Origin of the sequence: Roseateles microcysteis, from assembly GCF_036880965.1 — a bacterium.
Classification (GTDB): Bacteria; Pseudomonadota; Gammaproteobacteria; order Burkholderiales; family Burkholderiaceae_C; genus JAUASW01.
The window spans coordinates 190,820-217,459 of sequence record NZ_JBAJMV010000001.1; the positions used below are offsets into that span (position 1 = coordinate 190,820).

At 67.8% G+C, this 26,640-nt stretch carries 29 protein-coding genes; 6 read left to right on the forward strand and 23 right to left on the reverse strand.

Features of this window, described 5'->3' with window-relative positions:
* Positions 1-57: 57 nt before the first annotated feature.
* Entirely contained in the window at positions 58-1,626 is a 1,569-nt protein-coding gene (locus V3596_RS00845) for a methyl-accepting chemotaxis protein (protein ID WP_334275690.1), read from the reverse strand.
* 96 nt (positions 1,627-1,722) lie between these two features.
* Between V3596_RS00845 and V3596_RS00850 the strand changes: the two genes are divergently transcribed.
* On the forward strand, positions 1,723-2,082 hold the full coding sequence (locus V3596_RS00850; protein ID WP_334275691.1) for a carboxymuconolactone decarboxylase family protein: 360 nt from the start codon (positions 1,723-1,725) through the stop codon (positions 2,080-2,082).
* 5 nt (positions 2,083-2,087) lie between these two features.
* Here V3596_RS00850 and V3596_RS00855 read toward each other — a convergent pair whose 3' ends face one another.
* The 4 genes from V3596_RS00855 to V3596_RS00870 all read right to left on the reverse strand — a co-directional run bounded on the left by V3596_RS00855 (position 2,088) and on the right by V3596_RS00870 (position 7,182).
* Positions 2,088-4,079, reverse strand: a complete 1,992-nt coding sequence (locus V3596_RS00855; protein ID WP_334275692.1) for a sensor histidine kinase — start codon at positions 4,077-4,079, stop codon at positions 2,088-2,090.
* A complete protein-coding gene (locus V3596_RS00860; protein WP_334275693.1) occupies positions 4,079-5,602 on the reverse strand; it encodes a methyl-accepting chemotaxis protein in 1,524 nt (507 codons plus the stop codon). Before V3596_RS00860 ends, V3596_RS00855 begins: the two co-directional genes overlap by 1 nt.
* Positions 5,603-5,740: 138 nt before the next feature.
* Complete coding sequence (locus V3596_RS00865; RefSeq protein WP_334275694.1) at positions 5,741-6,232, reverse strand: TlpA disulfide reductase family protein; 492 nt, start codon at positions 6,230-6,232, stop codon at positions 5,741-5,743.
* Positions 6,229-7,182, reverse strand: coding sequence for an MBL fold metallo-hydrolase (locus V3596_RS00870; RefSeq protein ID WP_416383951.1), 954 nt, complete (start codon positions 7,180-7,182; stop codon positions 6,229-6,231). Before V3596_RS00870 ends, V3596_RS00865 begins: the two co-directional genes overlap by 4 nt.
* Positions 7,183-7,305: 123 nt before the next feature.
* Between V3596_RS00870 and V3596_RS00875 the strand changes: the two genes are divergently transcribed.
* Positions 7,306-7,629: a c-type cytochrome gene (locus tag V3596_RS00875; protein WP_334275695.1), complete on the forward strand. Its 324-nt coding sequence runs from the start codon at positions 7,306-7,308 to the stop codon at positions 7,627-7,629.
* A 10-nt stretch (positions 7,630-7,639) separates the two neighbouring features.
* Positions 7,640-8,929: an NAD(P)/FAD-dependent oxidoreductase gene (locus V3596_RS00880; protein ID WP_334275696.1), complete on the forward strand. Its 1,290-nt coding sequence runs from the start codon at positions 7,640-7,642 to the stop codon at positions 8,927-8,929.
* Between the two features lie 67 nt (positions 8,930-8,996).
* On the opposite strand, the gene V3596_RS00885 is transcribed toward V3596_RS00880, so the two are convergent.
* Complete coding sequence (locus tag V3596_RS00885; RefSeq protein WP_334275697.1) at positions 8,997-9,842, reverse strand: energy transducer TonB family protein; 846 nt, start codon at positions 9,840-9,842, stop codon at positions 8,997-8,999.
* A 74-nt stretch (positions 9,843-9,916) separates the two neighbouring features.
* Between V3596_RS00885 and V3596_RS00890 the strand changes: the two genes are divergently transcribed.
* Both V3596_RS00890 and V3596_RS00895 read left to right on the forward strand, forming a co-directional pair.
* Positions 9,917-10,576 carry an ArsR/SmtB family transcription factor gene (locus V3596_RS00890; protein ID WP_334275698.1) on the forward strand — a complete coding sequence of 220 codons (660 nt, stop codon included), beginning with the start codon at positions 9,917-9,919 and terminating at the stop codon, positions 10,574-10,576.
* A gap of 24 nt (positions 10,577-10,600) precedes the next feature.
* Complete coding sequence (locus V3596_RS00895) at positions 10,601-11,896, forward strand: MFS transporter (protein ID WP_334275699.1); 1,296 nt, start codon at positions 10,601-10,603, stop codon at positions 11,894-11,896.
* Between the two features lie 27 nt (positions 11,897-11,923).
* Here the strand turns inward: V3596_RS00895 and V3596_RS00900 are convergent, their stop codons facing one another.
* From V3596_RS00900 to V3596_RS00930, 7 genes are read right to left on the reverse strand one after another with little or no spacing between them, the layout of a single operon-like run.
* Entirely contained in the window at positions 11,924-12,547 is a 624-nt protein-coding gene (locus V3596_RS00900) for a c-type cytochrome (RefSeq protein WP_334275700.1), read from the reverse strand.
* Between the two features lie 6 nt (positions 12,548-12,553).
* The gene (locus tag V3596_RS00905) at positions 12,554-13,582 is read right to left on the reverse strand and encodes a sulfurtransferase (protein WP_334275701.1); all 1,029 of its coding nucleotides are present in this window, start codon (positions 13,580-13,582) and stop codon (positions 12,554-12,556) included.
* Position 13,583: 1 nt separating this feature from the next.
* Positions 13,584-14,216 (reverse strand): DUF6969 family protein, encoded by a 633-nt coding sequence (locus tag V3596_RS00910; protein ID WP_334275702.1) that lies wholly within the window; start codon positions 14,214-14,216, stop codon positions 13,584-13,586.
* A 26-nt stretch (positions 14,217-14,242) separates the two neighbouring features.
* Complete coding sequence (locus V3596_RS00915; protein ID WP_334275703.1) at positions 14,243-14,524, reverse strand: hypothetical protein; 282 nt, start codon at positions 14,522-14,524, stop codon at positions 14,243-14,245.
* 34 nt (positions 14,525-14,558) lie between these two features.
* Positions 14,559-15,173 carry a DUF6691 family protein gene (locus tag V3596_RS00920; protein ID WP_334275704.1) on the reverse strand — a complete coding sequence of 205 codons (615 nt, stop codon included), beginning with the start codon at positions 15,171-15,173 and terminating at the stop codon, positions 14,559-14,561.
* Positions 15,174-15,713 (reverse strand): YeeE/YedE thiosulfate transporter family protein, encoded by a 540-nt coding sequence (locus V3596_RS00925; RefSeq protein ID WP_334275705.1) that lies wholly within the window; start codon positions 15,711-15,713, stop codon positions 15,174-15,176.
* A 4-nt stretch (positions 15,714-15,717) separates the two neighbouring features.
* Entirely contained in the window at positions 15,718-16,845 is a 1,128-nt protein-coding gene (locus V3596_RS00930; RefSeq protein ID WP_334275706.1) for a YeeE/YedE family protein, read from the reverse strand.
* Between the two features lie 102 nt (positions 16,846-16,947).
* On the opposite strand from V3596_RS00930, the gene V3596_RS00935 reads away from it, so the two are divergent.
* Entirely contained in the window at positions 16,948-17,391 is a 444-nt protein-coding gene (locus V3596_RS00935) for a DsrE family protein (RefSeq protein WP_334275707.1), read from the forward strand.
* 39 nt (positions 17,392-17,430) lie between these two features.
* On the opposite strand, the gene V3596_RS00940 is transcribed toward V3596_RS00935, so the two are convergent.
* The 10 genes from V3596_RS00940 to V3596_RS00985 form a co-directional block, all read right to left on the reverse strand.
* Positions 17,431-18,009, reverse strand: coding sequence for a DUF302 domain-containing protein (locus V3596_RS00940; protein ID WP_334275708.1), 579 nt, complete (start codon positions 18,007-18,009; stop codon positions 17,431-17,433).
* Between the two features lie 28 nt (positions 18,010-18,037).
* Entirely contained in the window at positions 18,038-19,351 is a 1,314-nt protein-coding gene (locus V3596_RS00945) for an OmpP1/FadL family transporter (protein ID WP_334275709.1), read from the reverse strand.
* Between the two features lie 102 nt (positions 19,352-19,453).
* Complete coding sequence (gene soxB, locus V3596_RS00950) at positions 19,454-21,187, reverse strand: thiosulfohydrolase SoxB (RefSeq protein WP_334275710.1); 1,734 nt, start codon at positions 21,185-21,187, stop codon at positions 19,454-19,456.
* A gap of 69 nt (positions 21,188-21,256) precedes the next feature.
* Positions 21,257-21,898 carry a sulfur oxidation c-type cytochrome SoxX gene (gene soxX / locus V3596_RS00955; protein ID WP_334275711.1) on the reverse strand — a complete coding sequence of 214 codons (642 nt, stop codon included), beginning with the start codon at positions 21,896-21,898 and terminating at the stop codon, positions 21,257-21,259.
* Between the two features lie 12 nt (positions 21,899-21,910).
* Positions 21,911-22,711, reverse strand: a complete 801-nt coding sequence (gene soxA / locus V3596_RS00960; protein WP_334275712.1) for a sulfur oxidation c-type cytochrome SoxA — start codon at positions 22,709-22,711, stop codon at positions 21,911-21,913.
* A gap of 110 nt (positions 22,712-22,821) precedes the next feature.
* On the reverse strand, positions 22,822-23,133 hold the full coding sequence (gene soxZ / locus V3596_RS00965) for a thiosulfate oxidation carrier complex protein SoxZ (protein ID WP_334275713.1): 312 nt from the start codon (positions 23,131-23,133) through the stop codon (positions 22,822-22,824).
* A gap of 53 nt (positions 23,134-23,186) precedes the next feature.
* Positions 23,187-23,657 (reverse strand): thiosulfate oxidation carrier protein SoxY, encoded by a 471-nt coding sequence (gene soxY / locus V3596_RS00970; RefSeq protein ID WP_395385858.1) that lies wholly within the window; start codon positions 23,655-23,657, stop codon positions 23,187-23,189.
* Positions 23,658-23,736: 79 nt separating this feature from the next.
* Positions 23,737-24,822 carry a c-type cytochrome gene (locus V3596_RS00975; RefSeq protein WP_334275714.1) on the reverse strand — a complete coding sequence of 362 codons (1,086 nt, stop codon included), beginning with the start codon at positions 24,820-24,822 and terminating at the stop codon, positions 23,737-23,739.
* Positions 24,806-26,185: a sulfite dehydrogenase gene (soxC, locus tag V3596_RS00980; protein WP_334275715.1), complete on the reverse strand. Its 1,380-nt coding sequence runs from the start codon at positions 26,183-26,185 to the stop codon at positions 24,806-24,808. The genes V3596_RS00975 and soxC overlap by 17 nt, the downstream gene beginning before the upstream one ends.
* A complete protein-coding gene (locus V3596_RS00985) occupies positions 26,182-26,547 on the reverse strand; it encodes an ArsR/SmtB family transcription factor (protein WP_334275717.1) in 366 nt (121 codons plus the stop codon). The genes soxC and V3596_RS00985 overlap by 4 nt, the downstream gene beginning before the upstream one ends.
* Positions 26,548-26,640 lie beyond the last annotated feature (93 nt).

The window sequence follows — 26,640 nt, forward strand, 5'->3', positions numbered from 1 at the left end:
ACTTGCGTTGACTCAAGCGCTGACAGCCTGGGCGCGCAAATGCCGCGCCCAGAGCATTCAGGGCAGCTTGAACCCAGCCACCGCCTGCACCAGTTGGTCCGCCTGGTCGCGCAGACTCGCCGCCGCCGCCGCGCTCTGTTCGACCAGGGCCGCGTTCTGCTGCGTGGCCTGGTCCATCTGGGTGATGGAATTCCCCACCATCGCCACGCCCTCGCTCTGCTCTTTGCTGGCGACGGTGATCTCGCCCACGATGTCGCTGACGCGCTGGATCGAGGCCACCACCTCCTGCATGGTGCTGCCGGCTCGGTCGACCAGCTGGGTGCCCTGCTCCACATGCTCGACGCTGGCACCGATCAGGCCCTTGATCTCGCGCGCCGCCTCGGCGCTGCGCTGGGCCAGGCTGCGCACCTCGCTGGCCACCACCGCGAAGCCGCGGCCCTGCTCGCCGGCCCGCGCTGCCTCGACCGCGGCGTTCAGAGCCAGGATGTTGGTCTGGAAGGCGATCGAGTCGATCACGCCGATGATGTCGGAGATGCGCCGGCTGCTGTCGTTGATGCCCTTCATCGTCTCGACCACCTCGCCCACCACCTGACCGCCGCGACCGGCCACCTCGCTGGCGGTCTTGGCCAACTGGTTGGCCTGCCCGGCGTTGTCCGCGTTCTGGCGCACCGTGGCGCTGAGCTCGTCCGTTGTGCTGGCGGTCTGCTGCAGGTTGCCTGCAGTCTGCTCGGTCCGGCTCGACAGGTCCATATTGCCCGAGGCCACCTCGCTGGCTGCGACCTGCACGCCTTCAGCGGCGCTGCGAACGTCGCGAATCAGGTCCAGCAGCCGTTCGCGCATCAGGTGCATCTGGCCCAGCAGATGGGCAATCTCGTCCCGGCCCTCGACCCGAGCGTCCACGCGCAGGTCGCCGGCAGCAATCGCGGTCGAAACCTCGTCGGCCGTGGCGAAGCCGGATCGGATGCGTGCCAGCAGCGTGACGAACATCCACGTGGCCGGCACACCGATCAGTGCGGCCATGCCGGCAAATATCCACAGCAGGCTCTGGGCTCTCGCCTGTGCGGCTGCCGCCGCTGCCGTCGCGCGCTGCTGCTGGAAGGCGACCAACCCCTCCATAGCCTCAAACAGTGCCGCTCCTTCGCTGCGGCCCGCCGCCAGGAAGGCGGCCATCACCTCGTTGGAAAAGTCATTGCGCCGAACCGCCTCGATTGCCGCGTCCGCCTTCGCGGTCCAGGCGCGGCGCTTGACGTCGGCAGCGTCCAGCAGGCGTTTGCCCTCGTCGGACGTGAAAGCGGCGTTCATTCGGGGCCAGGCTTCATCGTTGGCCTTGCGCCGCTTGTCGATGTTCTGCAGATGCACCGCCAGCTCGTGGTCATGGACCGAGGCGAGCGGGCTGCCGGGCGCATGCTGAAACGCCAGCAGGACTTCGGTGCGATTGGCCTGGTTGTTCTTGATCAGCTGGTTCAGGCTGGAGACGGCCTGCAGGCGCCGCTCCGCGATGTCGGACATCTGGTCGGCGCCGGAGAACAGGCCCCACAGCGCCAGCACCGCCAGGGCCAGAAAGGTGGCCCAGTACATGGCCATGATCGCGATGAATCGCTGCGAGATCCGGAGGTTGTTCAGCATGCTCGTCCTCAGTGCACGAAACACCCGCGCATTGCCCTGTATCAAGGCGCGCGTGGGCAGACGAGATCACTATATTCGTATCCAAGGAATTGAAGGATGCCAATGAGCAAGGACTACAAGGGAATCACGGCAGAAGTCTCGAATGCACTGGCCCGGCTGCGCGCCGACATCCCGGAAACCACTCGCGGTTTCTCGGCGCTGGCGCAGGCGGCAACCCGCGACGGCGCGCTGGACAAGAAGACCAAGGAGCTGCTCGCCATGGCCCTGTCGGTCGCGGCCCGCTGCGACCCCTGCCTGGGCTTTCATGCCGAGGCCCTGGTGAAACTCGGCTGCACCCGTCAGGAATTCGAAGAGATGCTGGGCATGTGTGTCTACATGGGCGGTGGGCCGGCCCTGATGTATGCCGCGCACGCGCTGGATGCCTACGAGCAGTATGGCGGCGAGGCGGCCGTCTGAGCGGCTCAGCCAGGCACGAGCCCGGGAAAGCGGATCATGAAGCGTGTGCCGTGAGCCGGGTCGCTCTCCACGCTGATGTGGCCGCCGATCACGTTGCACACCAGGTGATGGACGATGCTGAGGCCGAGTCCGGCCCCCTGCCGGCCCAGCGTGCCCGCGAAGAAGGGGTCGAAGACCCGGTCCAGCTGTGCCGCATCGATGCCGAGTCCGTTGTCCGCGAACACCAGCACCGGCACCTGGCCCGAGGAGGTCTCCAGCTTCAACGTGATGGCCGGTGCGGGCGAGCCGTTGGGCCGCGCCGCGAAGGCGTGGCCCAACGCGTTGTCTAGCAGTTGCGTCAGCACCCGATCCAGAGCCACCGCATAGCTCTCGATGTCGCAGCCGCGCTCCAGTTGCAGCCGCAGCTCGACACCGTCCCGACCCAGCCTATGTCGCTGCGTGTCGATCCAGGCCTCGACACGCCGGCCGACATCAAAGCGCGTCTTCTCCAGCACCTCCCGCGTATCGGCGAGCTCGCGCATATTGCCCACCAGCGCGATGGCCATCTGCAGGCTGCGCTCGACGAGCAGCGCGGCATCGCGGGACGAATCCAGAAACGAGCGCAGTTCGCTGCGACGAAGTGCACCAGCATCGGCCCGACGGGCGAAGTCCTGGTTGCCGGCGCTCAGCGTGGTGGCCACGGTGAGCGCATTGCCGAGCGGGGTATTCAGCTCATGTGCCAGGCCCGCCACGAGACGGCTCAGGGCCATGACCTTGCCGTTGCGGACCAGGGCATCCTGCATGGACGTGATCTGGGTCAGCGAGGAGGCCAGTTCCTGATTGGCATGCTGCAGCTCGGCCGTCCGTTCGCGCACGCGCTGCTCCAGCCGCGCGTTGAGCTCCAGCACCCGGGCCTCATTGGCCCGACGCTGCTGTTCGCTGCGCCCAAGGTCGGCCAGCATCTGGTTATAGGCCGTCGCGATCTGTGCCACCTCGCCATGGCTGACCGTCTGGAACGGCAAGGGCCGGCCCTGCCCCAACGCGCGCAGATGCTGAGCCAGGCTCTGCACCGGCCGGAACAGTCGGCGCAAGAGCTGCACCAGCAGGGCCGTCAGCAGCAGGGCTGCGGCCGCCAGGAGCGCCAACCCCAGCTGCAGCGATCGCTGCGACGGCTCGTGCACCTCGTCGATCGGGTAGTTTCCCGCCAGCACCCAACCGAGTCTGGGCAGGCGCACGAAGGTCGACAGTGCGCGCAAGCCCTGCGAGTTGACGTTCTCGAGGCTGCCCTGGTAGCCCTCGCCGAGCGCGCGATCCAGACCCAGGTTCTGCCCCGGGCGCGCAGCAGTCTTCAGCAGACGGCTGGCGTCCGGATGCATCAGCATCTGGCGCTGCCCGTCCACCATGTAGAGGTAGCCGGTCCGCCCGAGCTTCGTCGACATCAGCTTGCCCGCATACTGGGTCGAGAACAGTGCGAGCCGGCCGGTCAACACCCCGGCGACCCGGCGGTCGGCCGCGAACACCGGCGCGGCCATCAGCACCTCGACCTCTCGCGGCGCTCCGGCCCGCACGCCGAGCTGCGCCTGCCCCGTGCGCAGCGCCCGCTCGATTGCGTCGTGACGCACCTCCGGCCCCTCGCCCTGGCTGCAGGCGATCTGGCGTGCCGCGCCGTCATGCAGGCAGATGCCCTGCTCGAAGCTGCGCAGCAGGAAGGTACGCGATTGCAGAAAGCGCCCGGCCAGACCGGCGTCGCGCAACTGTGCCGGCTCCACCAGCCGGGCGGCACCACGCAACACCTCCTGTGCAGCATCGAGCTTGTGGTCCAGGGTGTCGGCCAGGGCATGCATCATGGCCAGCTGATGATCGCCGGCCTGCCTCAGGAATTGACGCTCGAAGGTCTGGAGTGCCAGCCAGCCCACCAGGGCGAAGGTCACGACGAATACCGCGCCGACCAGCCAGGCTGCGCGGCTTGCCAGGGAATCTCCGAGCAGGCGGCGCAACAGCGCCCGAACCCGCATCATCAGACGCGGAACTTGCTGACTGCCGTGAGCAGTTGCGCCGCCTGGCCTCGGAGGCTTTCTGCCGCCGCGGCCGATTGCTCCACCAGGGCGGCATTCTGTTGCGTCATCGTGTCGAGCTGGGTCACGGCGACATTGACTTCGTCGATGCCGCGGCTCTGCTCTGACGCGCCGACACTGATCCGACCGATGATCTCGCGCACCGCCTGCACGCTGTCCACGACCTGGTTCATCGTGCCGCCCGCCGTGCCAACCAGTTGCGTGCCGGCGGCCACGCGCTCGACGCTGCCGCCGATCAGCGAGCGGATCTCCTTGGCCGCCGACGCGCTTCGCTGCGCGAGGCTGCGCACTTCGGCGGCCACCACGGCGAACCCACGCCCCTGGTCACCCGCTCGCGCCGCCTCGACCGCCGCATTCAGGGCCAGGATATTGGTCTGGAAGGCGATGCCGTCGATCGTGGCGATGATGTCGGCGATCTGGCGCGAGCTTTGATTGATCGCGTCCATGGTCGAGACGACGTCATTGACCACGCCAAGACTGTGCTGGGCCACCGCGGCCGTGCTGTCCGCGCGCCGGTTGGCGTCGGCGGCCCCGTCTGCATTCATGCGCACCGCCTCGGTCAGGTTCACCATCGACGCCGCAGTCTGCGCGATATTGCTGGCGGCAGCCTCGGTGCGCGCCGACAGGTCCTGATTGCCCTGCGCCACCTCCCGGCTGGCAACCTCGATCTGCTCGGCCGACTGGCGCACCGAACGCACGATGTCGAGCAAGGCCCGCCGCGTCTGCTCGATCGCACTCATCAGGCTGCCGGAATCGCCGGACCGCACCGGCACCACAGCCTGCAGCTCGCCATCGGCGATGCGCTGCAGCGCTGCGCGAGCCAGGGACGGATCGCCACCCAGTTCCACTACCGAACTGCGCCGCATCCTGAACAGGAAGACGAGGCACAAGCCAGTGCACAGCAGCGCCAGCGACAGCACGAAGATGCCGGCCTTTGCCAGATTGCCTTGTGCCCGCGCCCGGATCTCCTGCTTTTCCTCGGCCGCCCCCTTCTTCAGCTCGATCAGCAGATCGCGCACCTGGCGCCATTGCGGCGTCTCGGTCTTGACCAGCAACGCCTTGCCTGCCTCGGGGTCGGTGGCCACCAGTTCAACCAGTCTGGCGTGCGTGGCGGCAACCTCCTTGCGCAGGCTGTCGACACGATCCAGCCCCCGCAAGGACTCTGGCTTCGGCGCGGCGGCTCGGGCCGCGGCAGCCGCCTCGTCCCAGGCCTTGGCCGCGATCTGCAGGTTCTCGTAGGCCTTCTTGTTGCCCGGCTCCAGCACGATGTTGCGCGCCGCCTGACCCATCTGCAGCCCCTGCGCATACAGTTCGCTGGTGCTGGCCGCGAAGGCGTCGGTGGTCCTGAAGTAGTCACCGACGAAACGGTCGCCATACAGCGTTGCGGCCGCAACCACCGCACCCGCGCCGAAAACCACCAGGGCGGGAATGAGCAGGGACAGCGTCAGTTGTCGGGTGTAGTTCATCAGGAAATGACTCCAGAGTCTGGATGGTGTACTGGCGCGCCGCTGCCACGCAGCCGGCAGGCTGCAAGCCGGCCTGAGCATAGCGGCGCAACAGGAAAGTCGGAAGCGCGCGGGCGCTGGCGCGGGCGCTTGCCGGGTTCAGGCCGGAGCCAGCTTGAGCAGGTCCAGCACGTCGGCCTCGAACATCTCGCCCGGGATGGCCTCGCGAAGGCGGCCCTGTGGGTCGACGGTCACCGTCATCGGCACGCTGCGGCGCGCGGTCAGGGCCGCGGCCAGCGCTCCGTTGTCGAGCACCACCGGAAAGGTCCAGCCCCGCGCGGCCATGTGGCGACGCACGGCAGCGGCATCGCCGCCCTGCACCGTGCTCAGCACTCGCAGCCGGCTGGTGCGGCTGGCCTGGTGCAGCTTCTCGACATGGACGTTGTGACGCTCGCAATAAGCGCAGCTCAGCGACCAGAACACCACGACGACCGCCCGCCCCTGCACCTGCTCCGGCGTCCAGGCCGTGCCGTCAGCGAGAGGCAGCGACGCCGGCCAGGCCACAGGCTCGCCGCGCCGGGCAGGCCCTGCCTGCAGCGCGGCAGGCAGCAGGGCCAGCGCCGGCAGCAGTTGACGACGACGCAGGCTCATCGGGCGGACTGCTCCATCAGCAGGTAGGTGTTGTAGGCGTTGATGCGATTGGCAGCGCCGAAGAGGGGCAGCTTGGAAAAGCGCGACCAGTCTGTGGCAGCGTAGGCTTCCTCGAAGGGCTGCATGTCGCGCGCAGCGTCGCCCATGGTCTTGCGCAGGTAGGCCAGGTAGTCGCGGGTCATCTGAAGGTCCTCGCGCGCGGTGGTCGAGACCGGGCCGTGGCCGGGGATGATGACACGGGTGTCGAAGGACAGCAGCCGGTCCAGCGCCCCGATCCAGCGGCCGCTATCAGCCTGGCCGACGAAGGGCACGCGGGCGCGGAACACCAGGTCGCCGGCCATCAGCAGCTTGAGCTGCGGCACATAGACCACCAGGTCCTCGGGCGTGTGCGCCGGGCCGGCCGGCTGGATCACGAAATCCAGACCGCCAAGCTGCAGGGTGACCGGGCCGCTGATCCAGCGGTCGGCCTCGACCAGGCGGGTCTTCTCATCGATCCAGGGGAACAGCTCTTCGCGACTGGCCTGCAGGCGCAACGCCGCAGTTTCCGAATGCAGGTAGAGCTGCGCATCCTGCTCGGCAATCACCTGTGCGCCGATGGCCTTGAAGGCCTGCAGGCCGTAGATGTGGTCGGCATGGTAGTGCGTGGCGACCACCCACTTGATCGGCGCCGGGGTGATGCCACGGATCGCCGCAATCAGCTCCTCGGCCAGCCCAGGTGACCCCAGGGCATCGACCACCAGCACGCCCTCTGGCGTGACCACGAACGCGGCGTTGGAGATGAAGTTGCGATTGGCCGCCGAGCCCAGCGCGGACTCGCCCTGCACCATCCAGGCCTGCGGAGCCACCTGCACCGGCGTGACCTTTTGCGCGAGCGCGGCGCCACCGGCCAGCACCAGCGCCGCGGCCAGCAGGCGAGGGGCGGCAGAAAAAACAATGTGCTTTATCAGCATGTACGGATATTAAGGCTTTCGCCTCGGGCTGTCACGCTCATGGTTAGTCCCGATGGGCGGGCCCGGCGAATGTAAAGATCCTGACAGCAGGCCGGCGCACGCTTGCCCAACAAGGAGACGCCCATGACACCGATTCAAGCAAGCATCTGGGCCCTGGCCCTGGCGGCCACGGCCCCGCTGGCACAGGCCCAGGCCGGCCCCGACCCGCTGTTGGCGCGCAATCTCGCCGCCACCTGCGCCAACTGCCACGGCACCGCGGGCGTGGCCAAGGGCGAGATGAAATCGCTCGCCGGCCGCAAGGAGGACGAGCTGCTGAAGCTGCTGGCCGACTACCGCAGCGGGGCGCAGCCGGCGACGATCATGCACCAGATCGTCAAGGGCTATACCGAGGACCAGCTGAAGCTGGTGGTCAAGCATTTCGCCGCGCTGCCGGCGGCCAAGCCCTGAGGAGCGCGCCATGACGAACACACAACAGGATTTCAAGCGCCGCCAGCTGCTGCTGGGCGGCCTCGCGCTCTCTGGCCTCGGCCTCGCCGGTTGCGCCGGCATGGCCGGCAGCGGGCCGAGCCTCGGCCGGGTGGTCGTGATCGGCGGCGGCTTCGGTGGCAGCACGGCCGCGCGCTACCTGCGCCTGTGGGGCGGCAATATCGACGTGACCCTGGTCGAGCGCAATGCCGGCTTCATCTCCTGCCCGATCTCCAACCTGGTGATCGGCGGCCACAAGCAGATGGCCGACATCAGCCGCGGCTACGAGGGCCTGAAGGCGCTGGGCGTGAAGCTGGTGCAGGGCGAGGTGGTGGCAATCGACGCTGCGGCCAAGTCCGTGCGCCTGGCCGACGGCACGAGCCTCTCGTACGACCGCCTGATCCTTTCGCCAGGCATCGACTTCATGCTCGAGGGCATTGGCGGCCTCAAGGCCGCGCTGGACAGCGGCCAGGTGCTGCACAGCTGGAAGGCCGGCCCGCAGACCGTAGCGCTGCGAAAGCAACTGCTCGACATGCCCGACGGCGGCGTGGTGGCCATGAGCATCCCGAAGGCGCCCTACCGCTGCCCGCCCGGCCCCTACGAGCGCGCCTGCATGATTGCCAGCTACCTGAAGGCGGCCAAGCCCAAGTCCAAGCTGCTGGTGCTCGATGCCAACCCCGAGATCACCTCCAAGAAGGGCCTGTTCGAGAAGGCCTTCAAGCAGCACTACGACGGCATTCTCGAATACCGCGCCAATGCCGAGCTGAAGGAGGTGAGCAATGGCGGCAAGCTCGCCAAGCTGGAGTTCGAGGACGTCAAGGCCGACGTGCTGAACGTGATTCCGCCGCAGCGCGCCGCCGACCTGGCGGTGAAGGCCGGCGTGGTCAACATCAACCAGCGCTGGAGCGGCGTCAACTGGCTGACGATGGAGTCCACCGCCGCGCCCGGCGTCCATGTGCTGGGTGACGCCACCTTCCCCGGCCCCGGCATGCCCAAGTCCGGCCACATGGCCAACCAGCAGGCCAAGGTGGCGGCCGCGGCCATCATCCAGCTGCTCAAGGGCGAGGCGGTCAATGCCACGCCGGTGGTGATGAACACCTGCTACAGCTTCGTCACCGCGCGCGACGTGATCCACGTGGCCTCGGTGCACCAGTACGACGCAACCGAGAAGACCTTCAAGCCGGTGCCGGGCTCCGGCGGCGTGTCGGCCGCGGCCAACCAGGTCGAAGGCCGCTACGCGCTGTCGTGGGCGCAGAACATCTGGGACGACATGCTGGGCTGAGCGACCAGCGCCGCATCAAGGGACAAGGCCGGCGTCAGCGACGCCGGCCTCTTCACATGCGGCACCCTCATCGCCCGAGCCTGCTCGAGCGGCCGCGCTCGATGTGCCGCTGGTCGTTGGCGCTTTCCGCTTCGAGGCTGTCGGTAGGCAATTGCCTCAGGCATTCGGCCAGGGCCTGCGGGTCGAGCGGCGCGTCGACCTTCTGTTCGGCGCGGACCTGCGGCGCCCGGCCATCCCAGGCAAACGGATTGCGAAACACCGGCGGGTCCGGGCGGCAGTCGTTCCGGTAGACCGGCGCATCGTCGGTGGCGAAGGGCGAGAACGAGATCGTCCGCTCGAAGATCAGAGGCTGGCCGGTCGGCGTGGGCGGGAGCGGGGGCATGGCCTCGATCGCCTGGCGCGCCAGGCGCTCGGCCAGCGGCGAGGTGCTCCACAGCGTTTCCAGCTGTATCAGGCGGCCGTCCGGCGCGATCTCGACACGGAAGCGGACCAGTCCCTGATCAGGCCCCTCCACCGCCGTGCCCATCAAGCTGCGCACCTGCCGACCCCAGCTGTGGCGATAGCCCTTGCTGTTCTTCAGCGCGTAGCCAGCGGCGAACGCCCACTCGGCCGCGGTGGGCGCGGGTGGCGCGGCCTGAGTCGCGGGTGGGCGGTCCAGCACCGGTGGCGGCTCGAGCGGCAGCGCGCGAGCCTCGATGGATGGCTCAGGCAAGGTAGGCGCCAGCAGCACCTCTGGCGCTGCGGGCGCCGCGGGCGGCTCGGGCGGCACGAGGACAAGCTGAATGACCGACTGCGGCGCGCGGGCGCCCTTCGAGGCGCGCTGCAGCAGCCCGCCGGCGAGCACGAGCGCCAGCCCGTGCACGCACAGCACGACCAGGGCGGCCAGCGAATGCCTGAGTCTGTCGGGGTCCATCGAACGTCCCTGCCGCGTGCTGCCAACCAGCCGCGGCTTCGCCAATCATTCTAACCATCGTTAGAATGATTGGCATGAACAAGCGACACACCAAGGACCTGCTCTACGAGCAGGTGGCGCGCATCGGCAAGGCCCTGTCCAGCCCCAAGCGGCTGGAGCTGCTGGGGCTGCTGGCGCAGGGCGAGAAATCGGTCGAGCAGATGGCAGGCGAGCTCGGCATCGACATCAAGCTGGCCAGCGCCCACCTGCGGGCCTTGCGTGAGGCGCAGCTGGTGGGCTCGCGCAAGGACGGCAAGTACGTCGTGTACCGGCTTGCCGGCGACGACGTGGCCGGCCTGTGGGTCAGGCTGCGCGAGGTGGCCGAGGCGCACCTGGACGAGTTGCGCGTCGCACTCGACCGCATGGTGGCTGAGCCCTCGAAGCTGCTGAGCCTGGATCGCAACACCCTGCTCAGGCGCGCCAGGCGCGGCGAGCTGCTGATCATCGACGTGCGACCGCAGGAGGAATATCAGCAGGCCCACCTGCCGTTCGCCCGCTCCATGCCGCTGCAGGAACTGGCCAGCCGCATGACCGAGCTGCCGCGCGACAAGGACATCGTGGCCTATTGCCGCGGCCCGTTCTGCCTGTTCTCGGAAGAGGCGCATCGGCTGCTCAGCCGCCATGGCTACCGTGTGCACAAGCTGCTGGACGGCGTAAGCGAATGGCAAGCGGCCGGCATGCCGTTGGCGAGCTGAGCCCAAGCGACCGATCGCCCGCACATGCAGCATCAGCAAGGCATCCAGTCCAATCTGCCGCAGTTCCTGCACCAGCTGCTGCAGGTGCTGCTGGTGGGCCTGACCCTGGGCATGATGCGCACCGTGGTGCCCGCCCTGGCTGAGCGCGAGTTCGGCGTGCCGCGGACCTCGTTCCTGCTGCTGACGACCTTCGTGATCGCCTTCGGTGTCGTCAAGGCGGTGATGAATTTCGTGGCCGGACGCCTGTCCGAGCGGGTCGGACGCCGACGCGTGCTGCTGCTGGGCTGGCTGGCGGCCCTGCCAGTGCCGGTCATGGTCGCCCTTGCGCCGAGCTGGGGCTGGGTGGTCGCGTCAACAGTGCTGCTGGGCATGAACCAGGGACTGACCTGGTCGATGACGCAGACCGCCCAGCTCGACCTCACCAGCCCGCGCGAGCGCGGCCTCACGCTGGGGCTGAACGAGTTCGCCGGCTACGCGGGCGTGGCCCTGGCAGGGATCGCCACCGCCGCCCTGGCGAGCTGGCTGGGGCCCCGCCAGGGGCTGCTGCTGTTCGGGCTCGCGGTCGTCCTCGTCGCGATCGTGCTGACGCTGCGCTGGGTGCGCGAGACCCTGCCCTGGGCACGCGCCGATGCGGCGCGACAGGCCGCCGCGGGCCATTCGGCCGGCTTGCCACCCGCGCGCTATCCCCACCCGGTCTCGAGCGAGCCCGGCAGCTGGGAGCTGTTCGCGCTGCTGAGCTGGCGCGACCGGCGGTTCTTCGCCCTGAGCCAGGCCGGCCTGGTGGAGAAGTTCGTCGACGCGCTGGTCTGGGTGTTCTATCCGATCTACCTGCAGCAGCACGGCCTGAGCCTCACCCAGAGCAGCGCGGTCATCGGCGTCTACGGCCTCAGCTGGGGAGCCTCACAGCTGTTCACCGGTCGCCTGTCCGACCACATCGGCCGGCATCGACCCACCGTCGCGGGCATGTGGCTGTGCGGCGCCGGCGTGGCCCTGATGCTGCAGGGCCAGGGCATGACCTGGTGGTCGCTGTCAGCGGCGCTGTCGGGGATGGGCATGGCCCTGCTCTACCCCAACCTGTCCGCCGCCGTGGCTGACATCTCTCACCCGACTTGGCGCGGCTCGGCCATCGGCATCTATCGTTTCTGGCGCGATCTGGGCTACGGCATCGGCGCGCTGGGCCTCGGCCTGATGGCGCAGTGGAGCGGCGATGTGGAGGCCGCCTTCCGCTTCGTCTCGCTGTCGATGGGCGCCTCTGGCGTCCTGCTGTGGTGGCTGGGCGAAGAAACGCACCCGCGGCTCAACCCGGCGCAAATGACCTGACCCTGGGGTCCAGGCCCGTCGCTGCGCTCAGTTCAGCCCGCTCAGGTAGGCCGACACCGCCTTCAGCTCCAGCTCGCTCAGCTTGCTGGCGATCGCGTGCATCACCGCGTTGTCGTTGGTGCGCTCGCGCTTGTTGAAGGCCTTCAGCTGGTTCTCGGTGTACTGCGCATGCTGGCCGGCGATGCGCGGCAGCTGCGGCGTGCCGTGGCCCTTCTCGCCGTGGCAGCTGGCGCAGGCCGCCACGCCGGTGTACGGATTGCCACGCATAAAGATGAAGCGGCCGACCTGGGCCAGGTCCGAATCCTCGACCGCGTGCTTGAGCGGCGTGCGGCTCTCGAAGTATCGGCCGAGCGCCGCAAAGTCTTCGGCGCTGAGGTCCTCCACCATCGGCTGCATGGTGCTGCTCTTGCGCTTGCCGCTGCGGTAGTCGGCCAGTTGTCGGGCCATGTAGGCACCGTGCTGGCCGGCCAGGCGCGGGAACACGGGGCTCGAGCTTTCGCCGTCGACCCCATGGCAGATGAAGCACTTGCCCTGCACGATCTCCTCGGCGCGCGCCTGGTCCTTGGCACTCTGCTGCGCCTGCGCAAGCAGCGGCAGCATGCACAGGCCCGCAAACAGCAGGCTGCGATGGAACGGTGTCGATGTGTTCATGGCCGCCTACTGTAGAGGAATCGCGCCTTCGACCGGACGCTTCTCCAGCGTCCACTGGTGCATCGAGCCGTCGTACAAACGGGCATTGCGCATGCCGAGCAGCTCCGACATCACGAACCAGGGACCTGAGGCCAGGTGACCGCTGTTGCAGTAGGCGATGGCGGGCTTGTCGGCGTCGATTCCCAGAGCCGCCACCAGGGCGCGGTAGGTCGCCGTGCTCTGCAGCTTCACGGCACCACCGGCGACCGGCCTGTTCAGCAACTCGGGAGGCAGAACCTTGGCGCCGGGGATGTGGCCGGCCGCATGGACGTAGTCGCGCTTGGCCAAGCCGTGGAACGACCGCAGGTCGCGCCCGTCAACCACACTGCCCGACTTGGCGGCCACGGCATCGGCCACGGCCTGCGAGTCGGCCATGTACTGGGCGCTGCGATCGGCCTTGACCTTCCAGCTGCCCTGCCGCGCCGTCGCGGCCTCGCTGCTGTGCGCGCGGCCCTCAAGCAGCCAGTTGGCCATGCCGCCGTCCAGCACGGCCATGTTGTCCTCGCCATAGACCTTCAGCTGCCAGTGAGCGCGCAGCGCATCGTCCAGGTCGGTCATGTCCAGCCCCAAGGGCACGAGCACGATGGGCTTGTCGGCGTCAACGCCCATGGCCTGCATCACTTTCTCGAAGGCCGGCCCCTCGGGAATCATGTACTTCACGGTCAGCTCGCCGATCTTGCGGTCCACACGCAGCGGCTTGGTGTCCATCAGCCGCGAGCCCGGGATGTGGCCGCCAACCTCGACCAGAGTCTTCTTGCCCGACTTGGCATCGGTCTCGAACTCGGGCGCGCCAGTGAAGCTCTTGACGTTGGCGCGCACCTCGAACACCTGCACCTTGTCGAGGTTGGCCGCCAGCCAGGCGCTGTCGACCACGGGACCGGGCAGGGTCACGCCGGCCCAGGACAGGCCGGCGCCGCAGAGCACGCCGACCGACACGGCCAGCTTGAACAGGCCACGGCGCATTACCGAGGCAGGGAGGGTCTTTGATAGGGTCATGTCAGTCGTCTCCGGGGTCGTTGTCGAGAGAGGCCTGCAGCTGCTGCAGGCGCTGGCCGAGGTTCACGGGGGATTCGGCCAGCAGGTCGAGGTCGCGGTCGGCCAGGATCCGCTCCAGCGGTTCCAGCGTGGCGGCCTGCCGGGCGCCGAGCGTGGCGTCTCGGCGCTCCAGCAGCTCGGCAAGCGCATCCTGGTGCAGGCGCACCAGTGCTTCAAGCCAGCGGCCCACCGGCGCGGCCGGGCCGCGCATCTGCAGCGCGAACTGCGGCAGTGCATCGCGCATGCGCAGCGCCGGTTGCCACTGCTCGCCGGTCACCCAGGCGTTGGTGGCGAACCAGCGCAGCGGCCGGCCGAGGTTGTCGATGCTGAGCGCCGCCAGATGCTGGAAGCCGCCAGCCTGCGGCAACCGCATGAACAGGTGGAAGTGGCCGTGCTCTTCGGCACTGCGCGCGTCGTTGTGGGCATGGAAGTAGAACGAGCAGCCGCTCGCGGTGTCGCGCGCGTCGGATCGCGGGTAGTGCCGCCATGCGGTCAGGCTTTGCGCGCCACACAGCGCCAGTTCGGCCATGCTGCGGCCACGCTGCGCCGCGCGCAGCGGGATCTGCACCGCCTGCCAGGCTGCCTGTGCCTGCATGCTCTGCCCGCCTCAGCCGCCGCGGCTCACTTCTTGGCCGGGCCGCAAGGATTGGCCGGCCCGCAGGGGTTGTCAGCGGACTTCTTGCGCTTCTTCTTGGCCGGACCACAAGGGTTGGCCGGGCCGCAGGGATTGGCAGGTTTGCTTGCCGATGAGGGCAGCGCGCTGGCGGGTGCCGAAGCCTTGGGTGCGGGCTTGGCCGGCTCGGCGGCAGCGGCCGGCTGCAGCAGGGCCAGCGCCATGGCCAGTGCCGGCAGCGCCTGGGCCGCCTGGGTGGCGCATCGACGTCGGGAGAGGCTTGCTTTCATGAAGAACTCCTGGATGGACAAAGGTAGGAATGGATCAGCGCTCGGCGCCAGCGCCCTGCACCGCCTCCGCCGCGCTGACCGGCCCGCGACTGCGGCGCTCCATGCGGCCGCCGAGCCAGTAGACGAGGACCAGGGCCGCGGCCATTGCACCCACGGCAACGGCGTCGGGCACGCCGAAGGCATCGAGCAGGGTGTCGCCGCTCTCCAGCTCGCCGGCCGTGGTCCAGGCGTCCAGCGCCGAGCCCCAGGCGCCTGCGAACAGACCGGTGCCGACCAGCAGCCCCACCAGGAAGACCAGTGCATCCAGCCGGCCGGACATCAGGCCGACCACCGAGGTGCCCGGACAGTAGCCGCCGATAGCGAAGCCGGCGCCGACCAGGGCGCCGCCGATGGCAGCGGCACCAAGGTAGGCGGTGGGGACGAACACGGCGTCCGCAGGCAGCCAGCCGAGCCCGCGCAGCAGCGCCAGCCCGGCTGCGGCGACCACGATGGCCGTGAACATGACCTTGAGCACCGACCAGTCGGTGAAGCGGAACTGGGCCGTCAGCTTGCAGGGGCTGCCGAAGCCGGCACGCTCAAGCACGAAGCCGAACAGGCCGCCGCAGACCAGGGCCGACCACAGGCCGGCATCATTCAGAGGCAGCTGCATTCAGATCCCCTTGACCAGGCGGCTGGCCAGGATGCCGACCGCGAAGAACACACCCAGGAACACGAAGGCCGAAAGGCCCAGCGTGGCCGCGCCCGACAGGCCCAGGCCGCTGGTGCAACCGGCCGCCACGCGCGCGCCGAAGCCCGCCATCAGACCTCCGCCGAAAGCTGCCGCCAGGCGCCGGGCCGAGCCCACGCTGCGCTGGCCGTCGAGCTGCACGCGCAGTCGTCCGGCCTGCCAGGCACTCGCCAGCGCGCCCAGAGCCACGCCCAGCACCTGCCAGCTGATCCAGCCGGGCAGCGGGTTGACACCGCCTTCGACCATGGGGCCCAGGTAGCCATTGGCTTGCGTGGCCACCGGCGCCACGGTCTGGCCGATGGCTGCAGTGAGCCGCGTCGTGGCACCGGTAGCCCCGAGGCCATGACCGGTCCAGACAAAGGTCAGCAGCAACACAGCGCCCAGCGCCAGGCCGGCCAGCCAGGCCGGCCAGAACGGGCGTGGCGGACGGATGCAGAAGTCGGAAGTTTCTATGTCATTCATGTCTTCAACGCGTGAAGGAGCGAGACAACTGAGGCACCGGCTGGTCCAGCGGCACGGCCGGCGCAGCCGATGCCTTCTCGGTGCGCCAGTCCAGCACGTGGTCGGTGGCAGCTGCGGCGGCCCACATGGCAGCGAGCGCGACCCAGGAGGTGATCGTGAATACGGCCGCGCCCGACAGCCCGGCCCCGACCGCGCAGCCGCCGGCCAGCATGCCGCCAAAGCCCATCAGCAGTGCACCGAACAGGTAGCGGCGCATGCTCGCACCGCCCGAGAAGCCTTCCAGCTTGAGCTCGCGGAACAGCGCCGCCGCACAGAACGAGCCGAGGAACACGCCGGGGACCAGACCCAGGTCGAAGCTGGGCGGCTTGTCGTGCGCGAACAGCACGCGGGTCAGCACCTCGGCCGAGGGGCCGGTAAAGCTGAGTGCCTGGATCGGTGCCAGATCCGCTTCCAGACCCAGTTGGGCCACATGCGCGGTGTACCACCAGGCCGCCGCAATGCTCAGCCCTACCATGACAGCTCCGAGCCAGCCCCAGGTGGGGACGCGCTGATGCCAACCCCAGCGGATCGCCGCCAGCAGCCAGATGCCGCCGAACAGCAGCGCCCCGCCACGCCCCATGCCCGTGAGCATGACGAGGTCGCGCGCCGCGCCGCCTTCGACCGTCCACAGCGCCGACAGCGCCTCGCGCGCCGGGGCCAGCACGCCAGTCCAGGCGGCCTGCGCCGCCACCGCGAACACGAGGCCCGACAAGAGCGAGCGCAGATTGCCCTGGGCCGCCAGCACCAGCAGGCGGCTGGAGCAGCCGCGGGCCAGGATCATGCCGATGCCGAACAATGCGCCGCCAATCGCCGCGCCGGACAGGCTGCCGCGCGAGGCCAGCTGGCGCGCGCTGCTGACATCGGCCCAGCCCAATGCCACCAGGCCCTGCGTGACCAGCAGCGCCGACGCGAACGCAAACAGCCAGACGGTCAGCTTGCCGCCGCGCAGGCCACGCGAGAATTCGATGGTGGCCGAGCGCAGGCAGAAGCGCGAGCGCTGGGCGAAGAAGCCGAAGACAAAGCCGATGGCCACGCCGCCAAAGGCCAGCGCCCGGGCCTGACCCACCGATTCAATCCAGCCGTCGATGAACATATGGCTCCGCGTTTGCCCCGTGGTGAGGGACGTCAAAGTCGCGCTTAATCCTAATATGCGCAGCTTCTAATGTAATGCCGCGCAAACCCCAAGGAGTGATCCATGTCAACACGCAGACACAGCCTGCTGGCGGCCCTGGCCCTGGGCCTCGGCAGCCTGCTGACCAGCACCGCCAGCCTGGCCGCCGATGGACCGGTGAAGATCGTCTATCACATGAGCGAGGGCCTCGCGCAAGCCGCCCGGGGCCTGGGCAACATCCGCAACCATCTGGCCGCCGACCCAACGGCCAGGATCGTGGTCGTGGCGCATGGCGCCGGCATCGATTTTCTGATCGACGGCGCAGAAGCGGCGCCCGGCAAGCCCTTCGCCGGCAACATCAGCGAGCTGGCCAACCGCGGTGTGGAGTTCCGCGTCTGCAACAACACGCTGGTGGCCCGCAACATACCGGCCGACAAGCTGGTGATGGAGTCCAAGATCGTGCCGTCGGGCGTGGCCGAAATCGGTCGGCTGCAGGCGCGCGAAGGCTTCGTCTACCTGAAGCCCTGATGGATCGATGGGTCGGCGCAAGGCCGACCCCAAGGTCTCTCAGAACTCCCCGCGCGAGCCCTTCTCCATCATCTGCCAGATCGCCTCGCGCACCTTCAGCGCATCGGACTTCAGGTCAGGTGGCAGCTTGCGGCCCATGCGGATCATCATGTCCATGTTCAGCGTGTACATCCACAGGCCATCCGCCTGCTCGACCACACTGATGCGGCACGGCAGGTAGGCCGCCATGTGCGGCGAGAAGTCCACCATCTTGCGCGCCGTCTGCGGGTTGCAGTAGCTGTAGACCTTGAGCAGTTTCTGCGGCTTGCCGCTGCGGGCCTCCAGTTCCTTGGACAGAGGCAGCTCGCCGACCGGACGGATGTTGTGTTCGGTGGCCACGCTGGCCAGCGCCTGTTCGACCTGATCCAGGGTCACACCCGGCTTGACCTTGCGTTCCCAGGTCGTGGCCACGGCGATGTCGCCGCCGCTGTCCACCCAGCGATCCCACATCTTGCCGGCTTCGGCGCCGGCACCGTCCTCGAGCTTGCCCAGGGTCGAGAGAGTGCCGCAGCCACCCAGCATGCCTGCCACGCCCAGCAGCAGGGCCACGCGCAACAGCCGTCCTTTGATTCCGTTCATGATTGTTTCCTTATATTGTGAATAAAAATCAGAAACCGATGCTGATCATCAGCTGCCCATTCAGCTGCGCATGGCTGATGCCGACACCGCTGCCGCTGACCACGCGGGCCGCGGGAGACTTGCTCAGCGCGGCGCTGACCTCAGAGCTTTCGCCGAACTTGAGCGACAAGCCCGCCGTGTAGTGCTTCTCGACCGTGGCCGGGAACAGCGGGTTCACGAAGAGGTCGGGGATCGGGTTGGACGCATGGTTGTAGCCGGCACGCAGCGTCAGCGCGGGTGTGGCTGACCAGGCCAGGCCGATCGCGGTGACCGTCTGGTCCTTCCATTGCTGCGGCAGGCCGAAGCTGACCGAGCCGCCCATGCCGGCGCTGTCGTAGCGCATGCGCAGCATGTCCATCACGCCCTTCCATGCGATGCGCTTCACGTCGGCGGCCACCATCAGGCTGGGCGTGGCCTGCCAGGCCACGCCGAGGGCTGTCTGCGCGGGCATCTGGAAGTCGAGCACGCGCAGGCTGCCCGAGTCGGCGAAGCCGCCCATGGCGCTCATCGAGGCGCCGCCGGGGCTGGTCTTCATGTCCGACAGGTGGGTGCGGCTGTGCCAGGCGCCGCCAACGGACAGCTCGTCGCTGAGCTTGTAGTGGAAGCCCAGCTTGGCGGCCCAGCCGCGCGACCAGGCCTCGCCCGAATACTCGGTGCCGTCGCTGAAGTCGATGCGGGCCCAGGGTGCGCCGCCCAAAGCCGGCAAGGCCTGGGCCAGGTTGCCGGTGGCCCCGGTCACCATCTGGCCCAGCTGGGCACCGCTGGCCGCCATGCGCAGGTCCAGCGTCGACCAGACCAGGTCGACCGAGCCGCCCAGCGTCAGCTGCTGCGATGCCTTGTAGGCCAGGGGCAGGATGGCCCGGCCGACACCGAGTTCCGAACGGACAGGTTTGCCCGAGCCCATGGCCATGAAGCTGTCGGCACCAAACTCGGTGCCCATGCCGCCCTGCGCGAACACGCCGACGCCGTAGACCCAATCGCCGCTGCGCCGCGCATAGCCGAAGGCAGGCATCGTGTAAGAGGTGCCGCCCGACTTGCTGGCCATGGGACCGGCACTAAGCTGCACGTCGGGGCCCAGATGGCCGATGGCCAGGTCGAGGCGCGCGGACGTCGCCATCAGCCTCAGCGTCGCCGGGTTGTTGGCCGATGCGGCCACACCGTTGTTCAGGGCCATCGAGACACCACCCATGCCGGCGGCAATAGGGCCGTAGCCTTCGAGCTGCATGCCGTTGGTGGCCTGCGCGGCCATCGGAATCGTGAGGGCGAGCACCGCCGCCGCCACGCTGTTCAAGCGTTTCGTCATCTTGTCTCCTGCTTTGTTTGTCGGTGGCCGGCGCACCGCGCGCCGCACCGCTTGCTGCGCCCTACCCGCTTGTCATGCCCGCCTGCCTCATGAGCAGCGGATTCATACCACCAGGCCCGGGTTGCCCTGAACGCCGATCAGTCTCGGCGTGTTGATGCTGCGTGCCTTCACGTGGCCTTGCGACTTGAGCCATTGCTCGACCACGTCCCACACCATGCGCGTGCCGGGCATGGTGCGCGCCTCTTCGGCCACTGGCGCCCAACCTGCCACCTTGTAGTTCTTGCCGGCCTCGATCGGCTTGCCATGCAGGCGCATGTCCTGGATGCGCGATCCCATGGCCGCACCTGGCTCGCAGGCATAGCTCAGGCCGCCGACACGCACCATGTCACCGCCTTGCTGGTAATACGGATCGGGATTGAACAGGTTGTCGCATACGTCTTCCAGCACCGTCTTGATCATGGCGCCGCTCATCTCGGTGACAGTGGCGTAGGAGTAGGTGGTGGCCAGCTGGTCCATCAGCAGCTCGCGCGTGATCGCCTCGCCCGACAACAGGCTGGTGCCCCAGCGGAAGCCCGGTGAGAAAGCGATGTCGGCGCCCTGCACCTCCATCAGCGCGTCGACGATCAGCTGGTCCCAGCTGCCGTTGAAATTGCCACGCCGGTACAGCAGGCCGTCGGTCACGGCCAGCTTCTCATTGAGCTTCGCCTCGTAGGGCTTGCGGACCTTCTCGATCAGCGCCTGCATCTCGGGGTCGGCCTTGAGCATGTTGGCGAAGACCGGCAGCAGCTTGTAGCGGAAGTCGCTGACCTTGCCGTCCTTGACCTCGAAGTCCAGCACGCCGAGGAACTTGCCGTTGCTGCCGGCATTGGTCACCAGGGTCGTGCCGCCGGCATTCTTCACCTGCACCGGCAAAGGCACGCCGTCGTGCGTGTGGCCGCCCAGGATGGCGTCGATGCCGCGCACCCGCGAGGCCATCTTCAGGTCCACGTCCATGCCGTTGTGCGAGATCACGACGACGACCTGGGCACCCTTGCCGCGCGCCTCGTCGACCATGGCCTGCATGTTCTCGTCCTGGATGCCGAAGGCCCAGTCGGCCACCATGTAGCGCGGGTTGGCGATCGGGGTGTAGGGGAAGGCCTGGCCGATGATGGCGCAGGGCACGCCGTTGATCTCGCGGATCACATAGGGCTTGAACACCGGGTCGCCAAAGTCATTGGTCTTGACGTTCTGCGCCACGAAATCGAGCTTGCCCTTGAAGTCGCCGTCGATGATCTCCTTGACCCGCTCCATGCCGTAGGTGAACTCCCAGTGGCCGGTCATCACGTCCACACCGAGCAGCTTGCAGGCGTCGACCATGTCCTGCGCATTGGTCCACAGCGAGGTGGCCGAGCCCTGCCAGGTGTCGCCACCGTCCAGCAGCAGCGCGCCGGGGCGGCTGGCCTTCATGCGCTTGACCAGGGTGGCAAGGTGGGCGAAGCCGCCGACCTTGCCGTAGCGGCGCGAGGCCTTCTCGAAGTCGAGGTAGGTATAGGCATGCGACAAGGGCGTACCGGGCCGCACGCCCGCAGCCTTGAGCAGTTGCTCGCCGACCAGGTGCGGCGTGCGGCCCAGCATGGAGCCCAGGCCCAGGTTCACATTGGGCTCGCGGAAGCGGATCGGCAGCAGCTGCGCATGGCAGTCGGTCATGTGCAGGAAGGAGACCTTGCCGAAGCGCGGCAGTTCGTACAGGCCCCGCTCGGCGGTGGCCGCGTCGGCGTCGGCGTGCTGGGCCAGGCCCATGCCGGCCACCGAGGCAGCCGACAGCACCTGGAGGAATTCGCGCTTGCTGAGGTTCATGATAAGTAAACGCTTATGTATTGGGTCCAAAAAAGCCCGCCGGTCGCGAGACGGGCGGGCTCGGTTGCGCTACTGGTTGACCGGCGAGCGCGGATCGAGCAGCAGGGCCATCACGTGGCGCAGTTGCTGCTCGTTCAACAGCCCCGCGTGCCCGAAGCGGGGCATGTTGGAGCAGGCGTTGTAGGCCTTGGAGTTCCACAGCTTGGCCCAGGTGTACTGGACGATGGCCGCGGAGGCCGGGTCGGCCACATCCTTGACGCCGCGGATCTTGCCGTAGTTGTAGAGGCTCGGGCCGATGGTGCCGAACGACACCTCTGCCTTGCTGACCTGGTGGCAGTTGTAGCAGCTGCCGCCGTTGGCCTCGGGGGCCGCGGACTTGTCGGTCCAGGTCATGCCGCGGCCGTTCTGGGCGAGCTTCTCGCCCTCCTTCCAGTCGCCGAGGTACTGTCCCCCGGCAGGCCACTTGACCGTTGCGAGTGCCTCGGTTTCGATCTGCTTGGCTACTGGCTCGGCCGGCGCCTGGTCAGACGAGCATGCCTTCTGGCCCAGGTCCTGGTCCAGGCGCTTGGCTGTCGCGATGCCCTCGTCGCGGAACGAGGCCTTGAGCATCGCGAGCGCCTGGGCGTCAAGTTCGGCAGGGCTCGGCAGCGTGGCGCAACCGACCGCGGCCATCGCTACACCCAGGCCGATCAGCAGAATTTTCTTGTTCATGATCAGTCTCCCTCAGCGCTTGATCGCGGGCGCGATGGATTCGGCGCCCTTGGCGTTGACACCCATGTAGACCCCCAACGCAATCGTCACATCGGAGGCATAGCCTGGGTACGGGAAGCGCTGCTGGCGGAAGCAGTCGTTGAGCCGTCGCTGCATGCTCCAAAGTTCACCGCTGGACACGCGGTACGCTGGCCAGGCGGCAAAGCCGACGCCGTCGCCGGGGTTCTTGGTCAGGTTGGGCAGGTCCTGCAGGCGGATGCGCTTGCCGTCCTCACCGTGGCAGGACGCACAGGAGAAGTCCATCGGACCACCACGGAAGAAGAAGGCCCGCTTGCCGAGTTCGTACATGCGCCGCTCCTCGGCATGCCCCTGAGGCAGGTTCATGCGGGTTCCGCGCGATTCGGCCGAGATCCAGGCCGCCAGGGCCTCCATATTGGCCTGCTCGCCCTTGCCGAACGGCGTCTTGGCGATGGCGGCCGCATCCAGGCCCTGCAAGCTGCTCATGCAGGTCAGCAGACGCGACTCCAGGTCCTGCACCTTGCCGGTGTCGGCAAAGAAACGCGGCAACTCTACGAATGCACCCTTCACGACGCCTGGCCCCTTGCCCAGGTCGCAGGACTGGAGCGAGGCGTTCTTGGGACCGCGCTTGCGTTTCCAGAGGTCCTCGCCCTTGGCTTCGAACAGCTCGGCCGGATTGCCATCCGCCAGCAGGGCCCGGTACTCGGCAATGCCGTCGGCCGCCGTCTTCTGCGCTGCACCCGGCAGCGGCATCAGCATCGGCGCGCACAGCAGGAGCGCGGTGAGTCGCTTCATCGATTTGTCTCCTTGACTGCAGGGTGCGGACTTCGGGTACGGTCACGTCATGCCACTGCAGTTCCAACTCTAGTGCCCCGCCGCCTGATGGGCAGCGGGGATGACCCTCATCAAGAGACGGCGGCCTCGTCGGTGCGCTTGTCACCCTTGTTGTCGGTCCAGGAGATGCTGATCTTGTCGCCGGCCTTGGCGCCCTTGACGGCGAATTCCAGGAACGGGTTCTTGGACACCGAGGGGCCCCATTCGGCGGTCATCACGACCTTGCCGTTGAGCGAGGCGCTGACCTCGTTGATATACCAGGCCGGGATCAGCTTGCCAGCGCTGTCCTTGCGTTGGCCGCTTTCCATCTCGTGAGCCATCAGGACGCGAACGGTGGCCTTGTCGCCACTGGCCTGGGCACGGATGCGCATCGGATCTGCCATGGGAATCTCCTAAAAATCTGTATCGGAATGAATGACGTCAGGCAGTGCGGGCATCAGCCGCCACAACCGCCCAGCGTGACCTTGACTTCCTTCTGTGCGAACAGGACCTTGTTGTCGCCGGTGACGACAACGGCAATCACGTTCGACGACTGGCCCATCTTGACGCGCGCCTTGAATGCCGGCTCGATTTCGGGCGAGACATTGAACAGCGCAGCGAGCACGGACGGGTTCTTCTCGACCAGCAGCATCACCTGCTTGACGCCGGCCACCGTGGTAGCGGCGCCGAGGGGCACCACGGCACCGTTCTCGGCAATATCAGGCGCGGTGATAGTGACATCCTTGCTCTCGGTCGGGGCCCCGAGGCCCAGGGCCTTGGTCAGGTCGGCCAGGGTCTTGGCGTCGAAAGCGCCTTTGCCTGCAGCCGGGCCCGAAGCCAGGGCGTGCGACCCGAACAGGCCGGTGGCCAGCATCAGCGATGCGACCTTGGCGCTGGTGGCCAGCACTTGTCGGCGGTTTGCGATCATCTCTGTCTCCTTGATCGGTACATGCTAATAAAAGGATGGCGGCCGCCCATCGGTGCCATCCCCTAAGGAACCTCAGGTCTCAGCGGGCCGCGCCCGCCTTGAGCCATTGCGCAATCGTCGCAGCTTCCGCGTCGCTCAGTGTCTGCGGGGGCATGGGGATGCCGCCCCAGACGCCTGAGCCACCAGCACGGATCTTGCCAGCCAGATAGGTGTCGGCATCGGCGCGGCCAGCATACTTCTTCGCCACATCCTTGAACGACGGCCCCACCAGTTTGCTGTCGATGCCATGGCAGGCGGTGCAACTGTATTTGTTCAGCAGCGCCATCGGCGCCCCGGCCTTGGCCGGCGCCGGTGCTGCAGGCGCGGCGACAGCCACAGACCGCGGCGTCGGCGTGCCACCGGCTCGCGTGGTATCAACACCGTGCTGCGCGCCCACCGCCCGGTTCTGCTCGGCCAGGTTGCCGTGCGCATTGCGTGCATGGTCGGGCAGCGCCGACGCCACCTGGGCCTCGGAGGGGCAATCCTTCATGCAGGTCTGGGCCTGCACGTCGGGCTTGAACTTGCCCGTGGTCAGGCTCTTGCCCGGCCAAAGCGAATGCTCCAGCGTCATGCCGTTGCGGTTGGGCATGCGGGCCTGCACCTGGGCGATGTTGCGGTCGCTCAGCACGTAGTCGTCCGGCACCACACCACCGAGGTTCAGCAGGAAGGCCGTCACGGCGTAGACCTCGTCGGTCGACAGCGACTTGGGCGCCGTCCAGGGCATCGCTCGGTTGATGTAGTCCCACAGGGTCGAGACCGTGGCGACCTTCATCAGCGTCGTGCGGCCCGGAAAGCCGCGGTCGTTCAGGCGCGCCGCATGGCCGGTCTTGATGTCGTCGGCCGTGGTGCCGCCCACCAGCGGCGAGAACACCTCGCCGCTCTCGCCGAAGATGCCATGGCAGTGCGCGCACTTGCCCTCCCAGACATCCTGGCCCCTGGCCACGCTGCCCGAACCCCTGGGCAGGCCCTTGAAGTCCGGACGCACGTCGATGTCCCAGGCCGCGATCTCCTTCGGCGTAGCGGCACGGCCGATGCCGGGCATCTGCTGGGTCGCCTGTGCGAAGCCGGCGCCGGCCAGGGCCAGGCCCAGCAGGCCCGCGATGAGCAATTTACGAGAGCTGGACATTCTTCACCTCGCCGTCTTCCTGAACCAGCCAGGTCTGGATCGCGTTGTTGTGATAGATCGAGCGCGTGCCGCGAACTTCGCGCAGCTGGCGGTAGTTCGGCTGCACATAGCCGGTTTCGTCCATGGCGCGGCTCTGGATCAGGGCGGGCTTGCCGTCCCAGACCCAGTCGATGTTGAAGCGGGTCAGGCACTTGCTCATGACCGGCCCCTCGAGGCGCGCGGTACGCCAGTTGCGTCCTCCGTCCACCGAAACGTCGACACGCTTGACCTTGCCTCGCCCCGACCAAGCCAGGCCGGAGATGTTGTAGAAGCCCTTGTCGAGGAGCACCTGGCCACCTGAAGGCGTGGTGACCACGCTCTTGCACTCCTGGGTGCTGCTGTATTGGCGATGCTGGCCGCTCGGCAGCAGGTCGATGTAGTGCACCGCCTCGTCCTTGGCGGCATAGGGCTTGTCGCCCACCTCGATGCGCCGCAGGTACTTCACCCAGCTGACGCCCTGCACGCCCGGCACCACGAGTCGGAGCGGGTAGCCTTGCTCAGGGCGCAGCATCTCGCCATTCTGGCCGTAGGCGACGAACACTTCGCCGCTCTCGACCAGCTCCATCGGGATGGTGCGCGTCATCGAGGAGCCGTCAGCTCCTTCAGCGAGCACGTAGCGCGCCTTCTTGTAGTCCACCCCAGCCAGGTCGAGCAGCACCCGCAACGGCACACCGGTGAACTCACTGCAACTGAGCATGCCGTGCGAGTACTGCACGGTCGGCACGGCCACATTGCCCCATTCCATGCCGGTGTTGGCACCGCACTCGATGAAGTGGAAGCGCGACACCGAGGGCAGGCGCATCAACTCGTCCATGGTGAAGACCATGGACTTCTTCAGCAGGGCCGGCTCGGAGCCATTGATCATCAGGCGGTGCTTGCTCGGGTCGATGTCCCACCAGCCCTGGTGATGGCGCTCGAAATGCAGGCCGCTCGGAGTCACGATGCCGAACAGCGACTGCAGCGGTGCGAAAGACACCGAGGCTTGGGCCGTCTGCGTGAGGCCCGGGCTCTGGCGCCGCTGCACGTTGGCCTCGTACTTGGAGGGCTTGCCGTAGCCGTCGGTCACGACCGGCTGACCCAGGCCCTTGCTGTGCTCGGGCAGTTGGAGAATGTTGGGGTCACCCTCGCCCACCGGGCCTTGCGCCAGCGCCAACGGCGCCGCCGCAGCCGCGCCCGCGGCGGCAAAGGCGCTGCGGATGAATCCGCGCCGCCCGGCCTTGGCCTCGGCAAAGACCTGACGGATACCGTCCCGGTCGAGGAAGTTTTCCGGCGCCTTGATCAGCCGCCCCGGCGTCGCCGCGCCGGATTTGTCGTCTGTGCTCACTGACTGTCTCCTTCCATGCCGAGGGCCGCCAGACCGCGAGTCGCCCTCAAACCATCACCACAAGGGCCAACGCCCCCTGTCAACGCGCCGCAGAGCAGGTCCATCTTGCCCGGCACCAACGAATAGAACGAACGGGCGCCGTCACGTCGCCTGCCCAGCACACCCGCCCGGTACAGGGCCCCGAGGTGGTGACTGAGGTTCGGCTGGCTACCCCCGACCCGTCCCAGCAGGTCACCGACGTTGAGCTCGCTGTGGCAGAGCTCGTACACGATGCGCACCCGGCAGGGGTTGGACAGCAAGCCGAACAGGTCCGCCGCCGCCAGGAAGACGGCTTCACTCGGAATGGCCTGCTTGTTCGTCATGCAAATATCACTATGCCCGAATATTTGCTTTTAGTGAAGTTCCTGACGACTAGGGTTTACTCGCGCAAACTGGGAAAAGGGAAATGCGCAATG

What these genes read in the sequence shown, in the direction of transcription:
- V3596_RS00845 (WP_334275690.1), bottom strand. Translation starts at nt 1,626, where the DNA reads ATGCTGAACAACCTCCGGATCTCGCAGCGATTCATCGCGATCATGGCC.
- V3596_RS00850 (WP_334275691.1), top strand. Translation starts at nt 1,723, where the DNA reads ATGCCAATGAGCAAGGACTACAAGGGAATCACGGCAGAAGTCTCGAAT.
- V3596_RS00855 (WP_334275692.1), bottom strand. Translation starts at nt 4,079, where the DNA reads ATGATGCGGGTTCGGGCGCTGTTGCGCCGCCTGCTCGGAGATTCCCTG.
- V3596_RS00860 (WP_334275693.1), bottom strand. Translation starts at nt 5,602, where the DNA reads ATGAACTACACCCGACAACTGACGCTGTCCCTGCTCATTCCCGCCCTG.
- V3596_RS00865 (WP_334275694.1), bottom strand. Translation starts at nt 6,232, where the DNA reads ATGAGCCTGCGTCGTCGTCAACTGCTGCCGGCGCTGGCCCTGCTGCCT.
- V3596_RS00870 (WP_416383951.1), bottom strand. Translation starts at nt 7,182, where the DNA reads ATGCTGATAAAGCACATTGTTTTTTCTGCCGCCCCTCGCCTGCTGGCC.
- V3596_RS00875 (WP_334275695.1), top strand. Translation starts at nt 7,306, where the DNA reads ATGACACCGATTCAAGCAAGCATCTGGGCCCTGGCCCTGGCGGCCACG.
- V3596_RS00880 (WP_334275696.1), top strand. Translation starts at nt 7,640, where the DNA reads ATGACGAACACACAACAGGATTTCAAGCGCCGCCAGCTGCTGCTGGGC.
- V3596_RS00885 (WP_334275697.1), bottom strand. Translation starts at nt 9,842, where the DNA reads ATGGACCCCGACAGACTCAGGCATTCGCTGGCCGCCCTGGTCGTGCTG.
- V3596_RS00890 (WP_334275698.1), top strand. Translation starts at nt 9,917, where the DNA reads ATGAACAAGCGACACACCAAGGACCTGCTCTACGAGCAGGTGGCGCGC.
- V3596_RS00895 (WP_334275699.1), top strand. Translation starts at nt 10,601, where the DNA reads ATGCAGCATCAGCAAGGCATCCAGTCCAATCTGCCGCAGTTCCTGCAC.
- V3596_RS00900 (WP_334275700.1), bottom strand. Translation starts at nt 12,547, where the DNA reads ATGAACACATCGACACCGTTCCATCGCAGCCTGCTGTTTGCGGGCCTG.
- V3596_RS00905 (WP_334275701.1), bottom strand. Translation starts at nt 13,582, where the DNA reads ATGACCCTATCAAAGACCCTCCCTGCCTCGGTAATGCGCCGTGGCCTG.
- V3596_RS00910 (WP_334275702.1), bottom strand. Translation starts at nt 14,216, where the DNA reads ATGCAGGCACAGGCAGCCTGGCAGGCGGTGCAGATCCCGCTGCGCGCG.
- V3596_RS00915 (WP_334275703.1), bottom strand. Translation starts at nt 14,524, where the DNA reads ATGAAAGCAAGCCTCTCCCGACGTCGATGCGCCACCCAGGCGGCCCAG.
- V3596_RS00920 (WP_334275704.1), bottom strand. Translation starts at nt 15,173, where the DNA reads ATGCAGCTGCCTCTGAATGATGCCGGCCTGTGGTCGGCCCTGGTCTGC.
- V3596_RS00925 (WP_334275705.1), bottom strand. Translation starts at nt 15,713, where the DNA reads ATGAATGACATAGAAACTTCCGACTTCTGCATCCGTCCGCCACGCCCG.
- V3596_RS00930 (WP_334275706.1), bottom strand. Translation starts at nt 16,845, where the DNA reads ATGTTCATCGACGGCTGGATTGAATCGGTGGGTCAGGCCCGGGCGCTG.
- V3596_RS00935 (WP_334275707.1), top strand. Translation starts at nt 16,948, where the DNA reads ATGTCAACACGCAGACACAGCCTGCTGGCGGCCCTGGCCCTGGGCCTC.
- V3596_RS00940 (WP_334275708.1), bottom strand. Translation starts at nt 18,009, where the DNA reads ATGAACGGAATCAAAGGACGGCTGTTGCGCGTGGCCCTGCTGCTGGGC.
- V3596_RS00945 (WP_334275709.1), bottom strand. Translation starts at nt 19,351, where the DNA reads ATGACGAAACGCTTGAACAGCGTGGCGGCGGCGGTGCTCGCCCTCACG.
- soxB (WP_334275710.1), bottom strand. Translation starts at nt 21,187, where the DNA reads ATGAACCTCAGCAAGCGCGAATTCCTCCAGGTGCTGTCGGCTGCCTCG.
- soxX (WP_334275711.1), bottom strand. Translation starts at nt 21,898, where the DNA reads ATGAACAAGAAAATTCTGCTGATCGGCCTGGGTGTAGCGATGGCCGCG.
- soxA (WP_334275712.1), bottom strand. Translation starts at nt 22,711, where the DNA reads ATGAAGCGACTCACCGCGCTCCTGCTGTGCGCGCCGATGCTGATGCCG.
- soxZ (WP_334275713.1), bottom strand. Translation starts at nt 23,133, where the DNA reads ATGGCAGATCCGATGCGCATCCGTGCCCAGGCCAGTGGCGACAAGGCC.
- soxY (WP_395385858.1), bottom strand. Translation starts at nt 23,657, where the DNA reads ATGATCGCAAACCGCCGACAAGTGCTGGCCACCAGCGCCAAGGTCGCA.
- V3596_RS00975 (WP_334275714.1), bottom strand. Translation starts at nt 24,822, where the DNA reads ATGTCCAGCTCTCGTAAATTGCTCATCGCGGGCCTGCTGGGCCTGGCC.
- V3596_RS00985 (WP_334275717.1), bottom strand. Translation starts at nt 26,547, where the DNA reads ATGACGAACAAGCAGGCCATTCCGAGTGAAGCCGTCTTCCTGGCGGCG.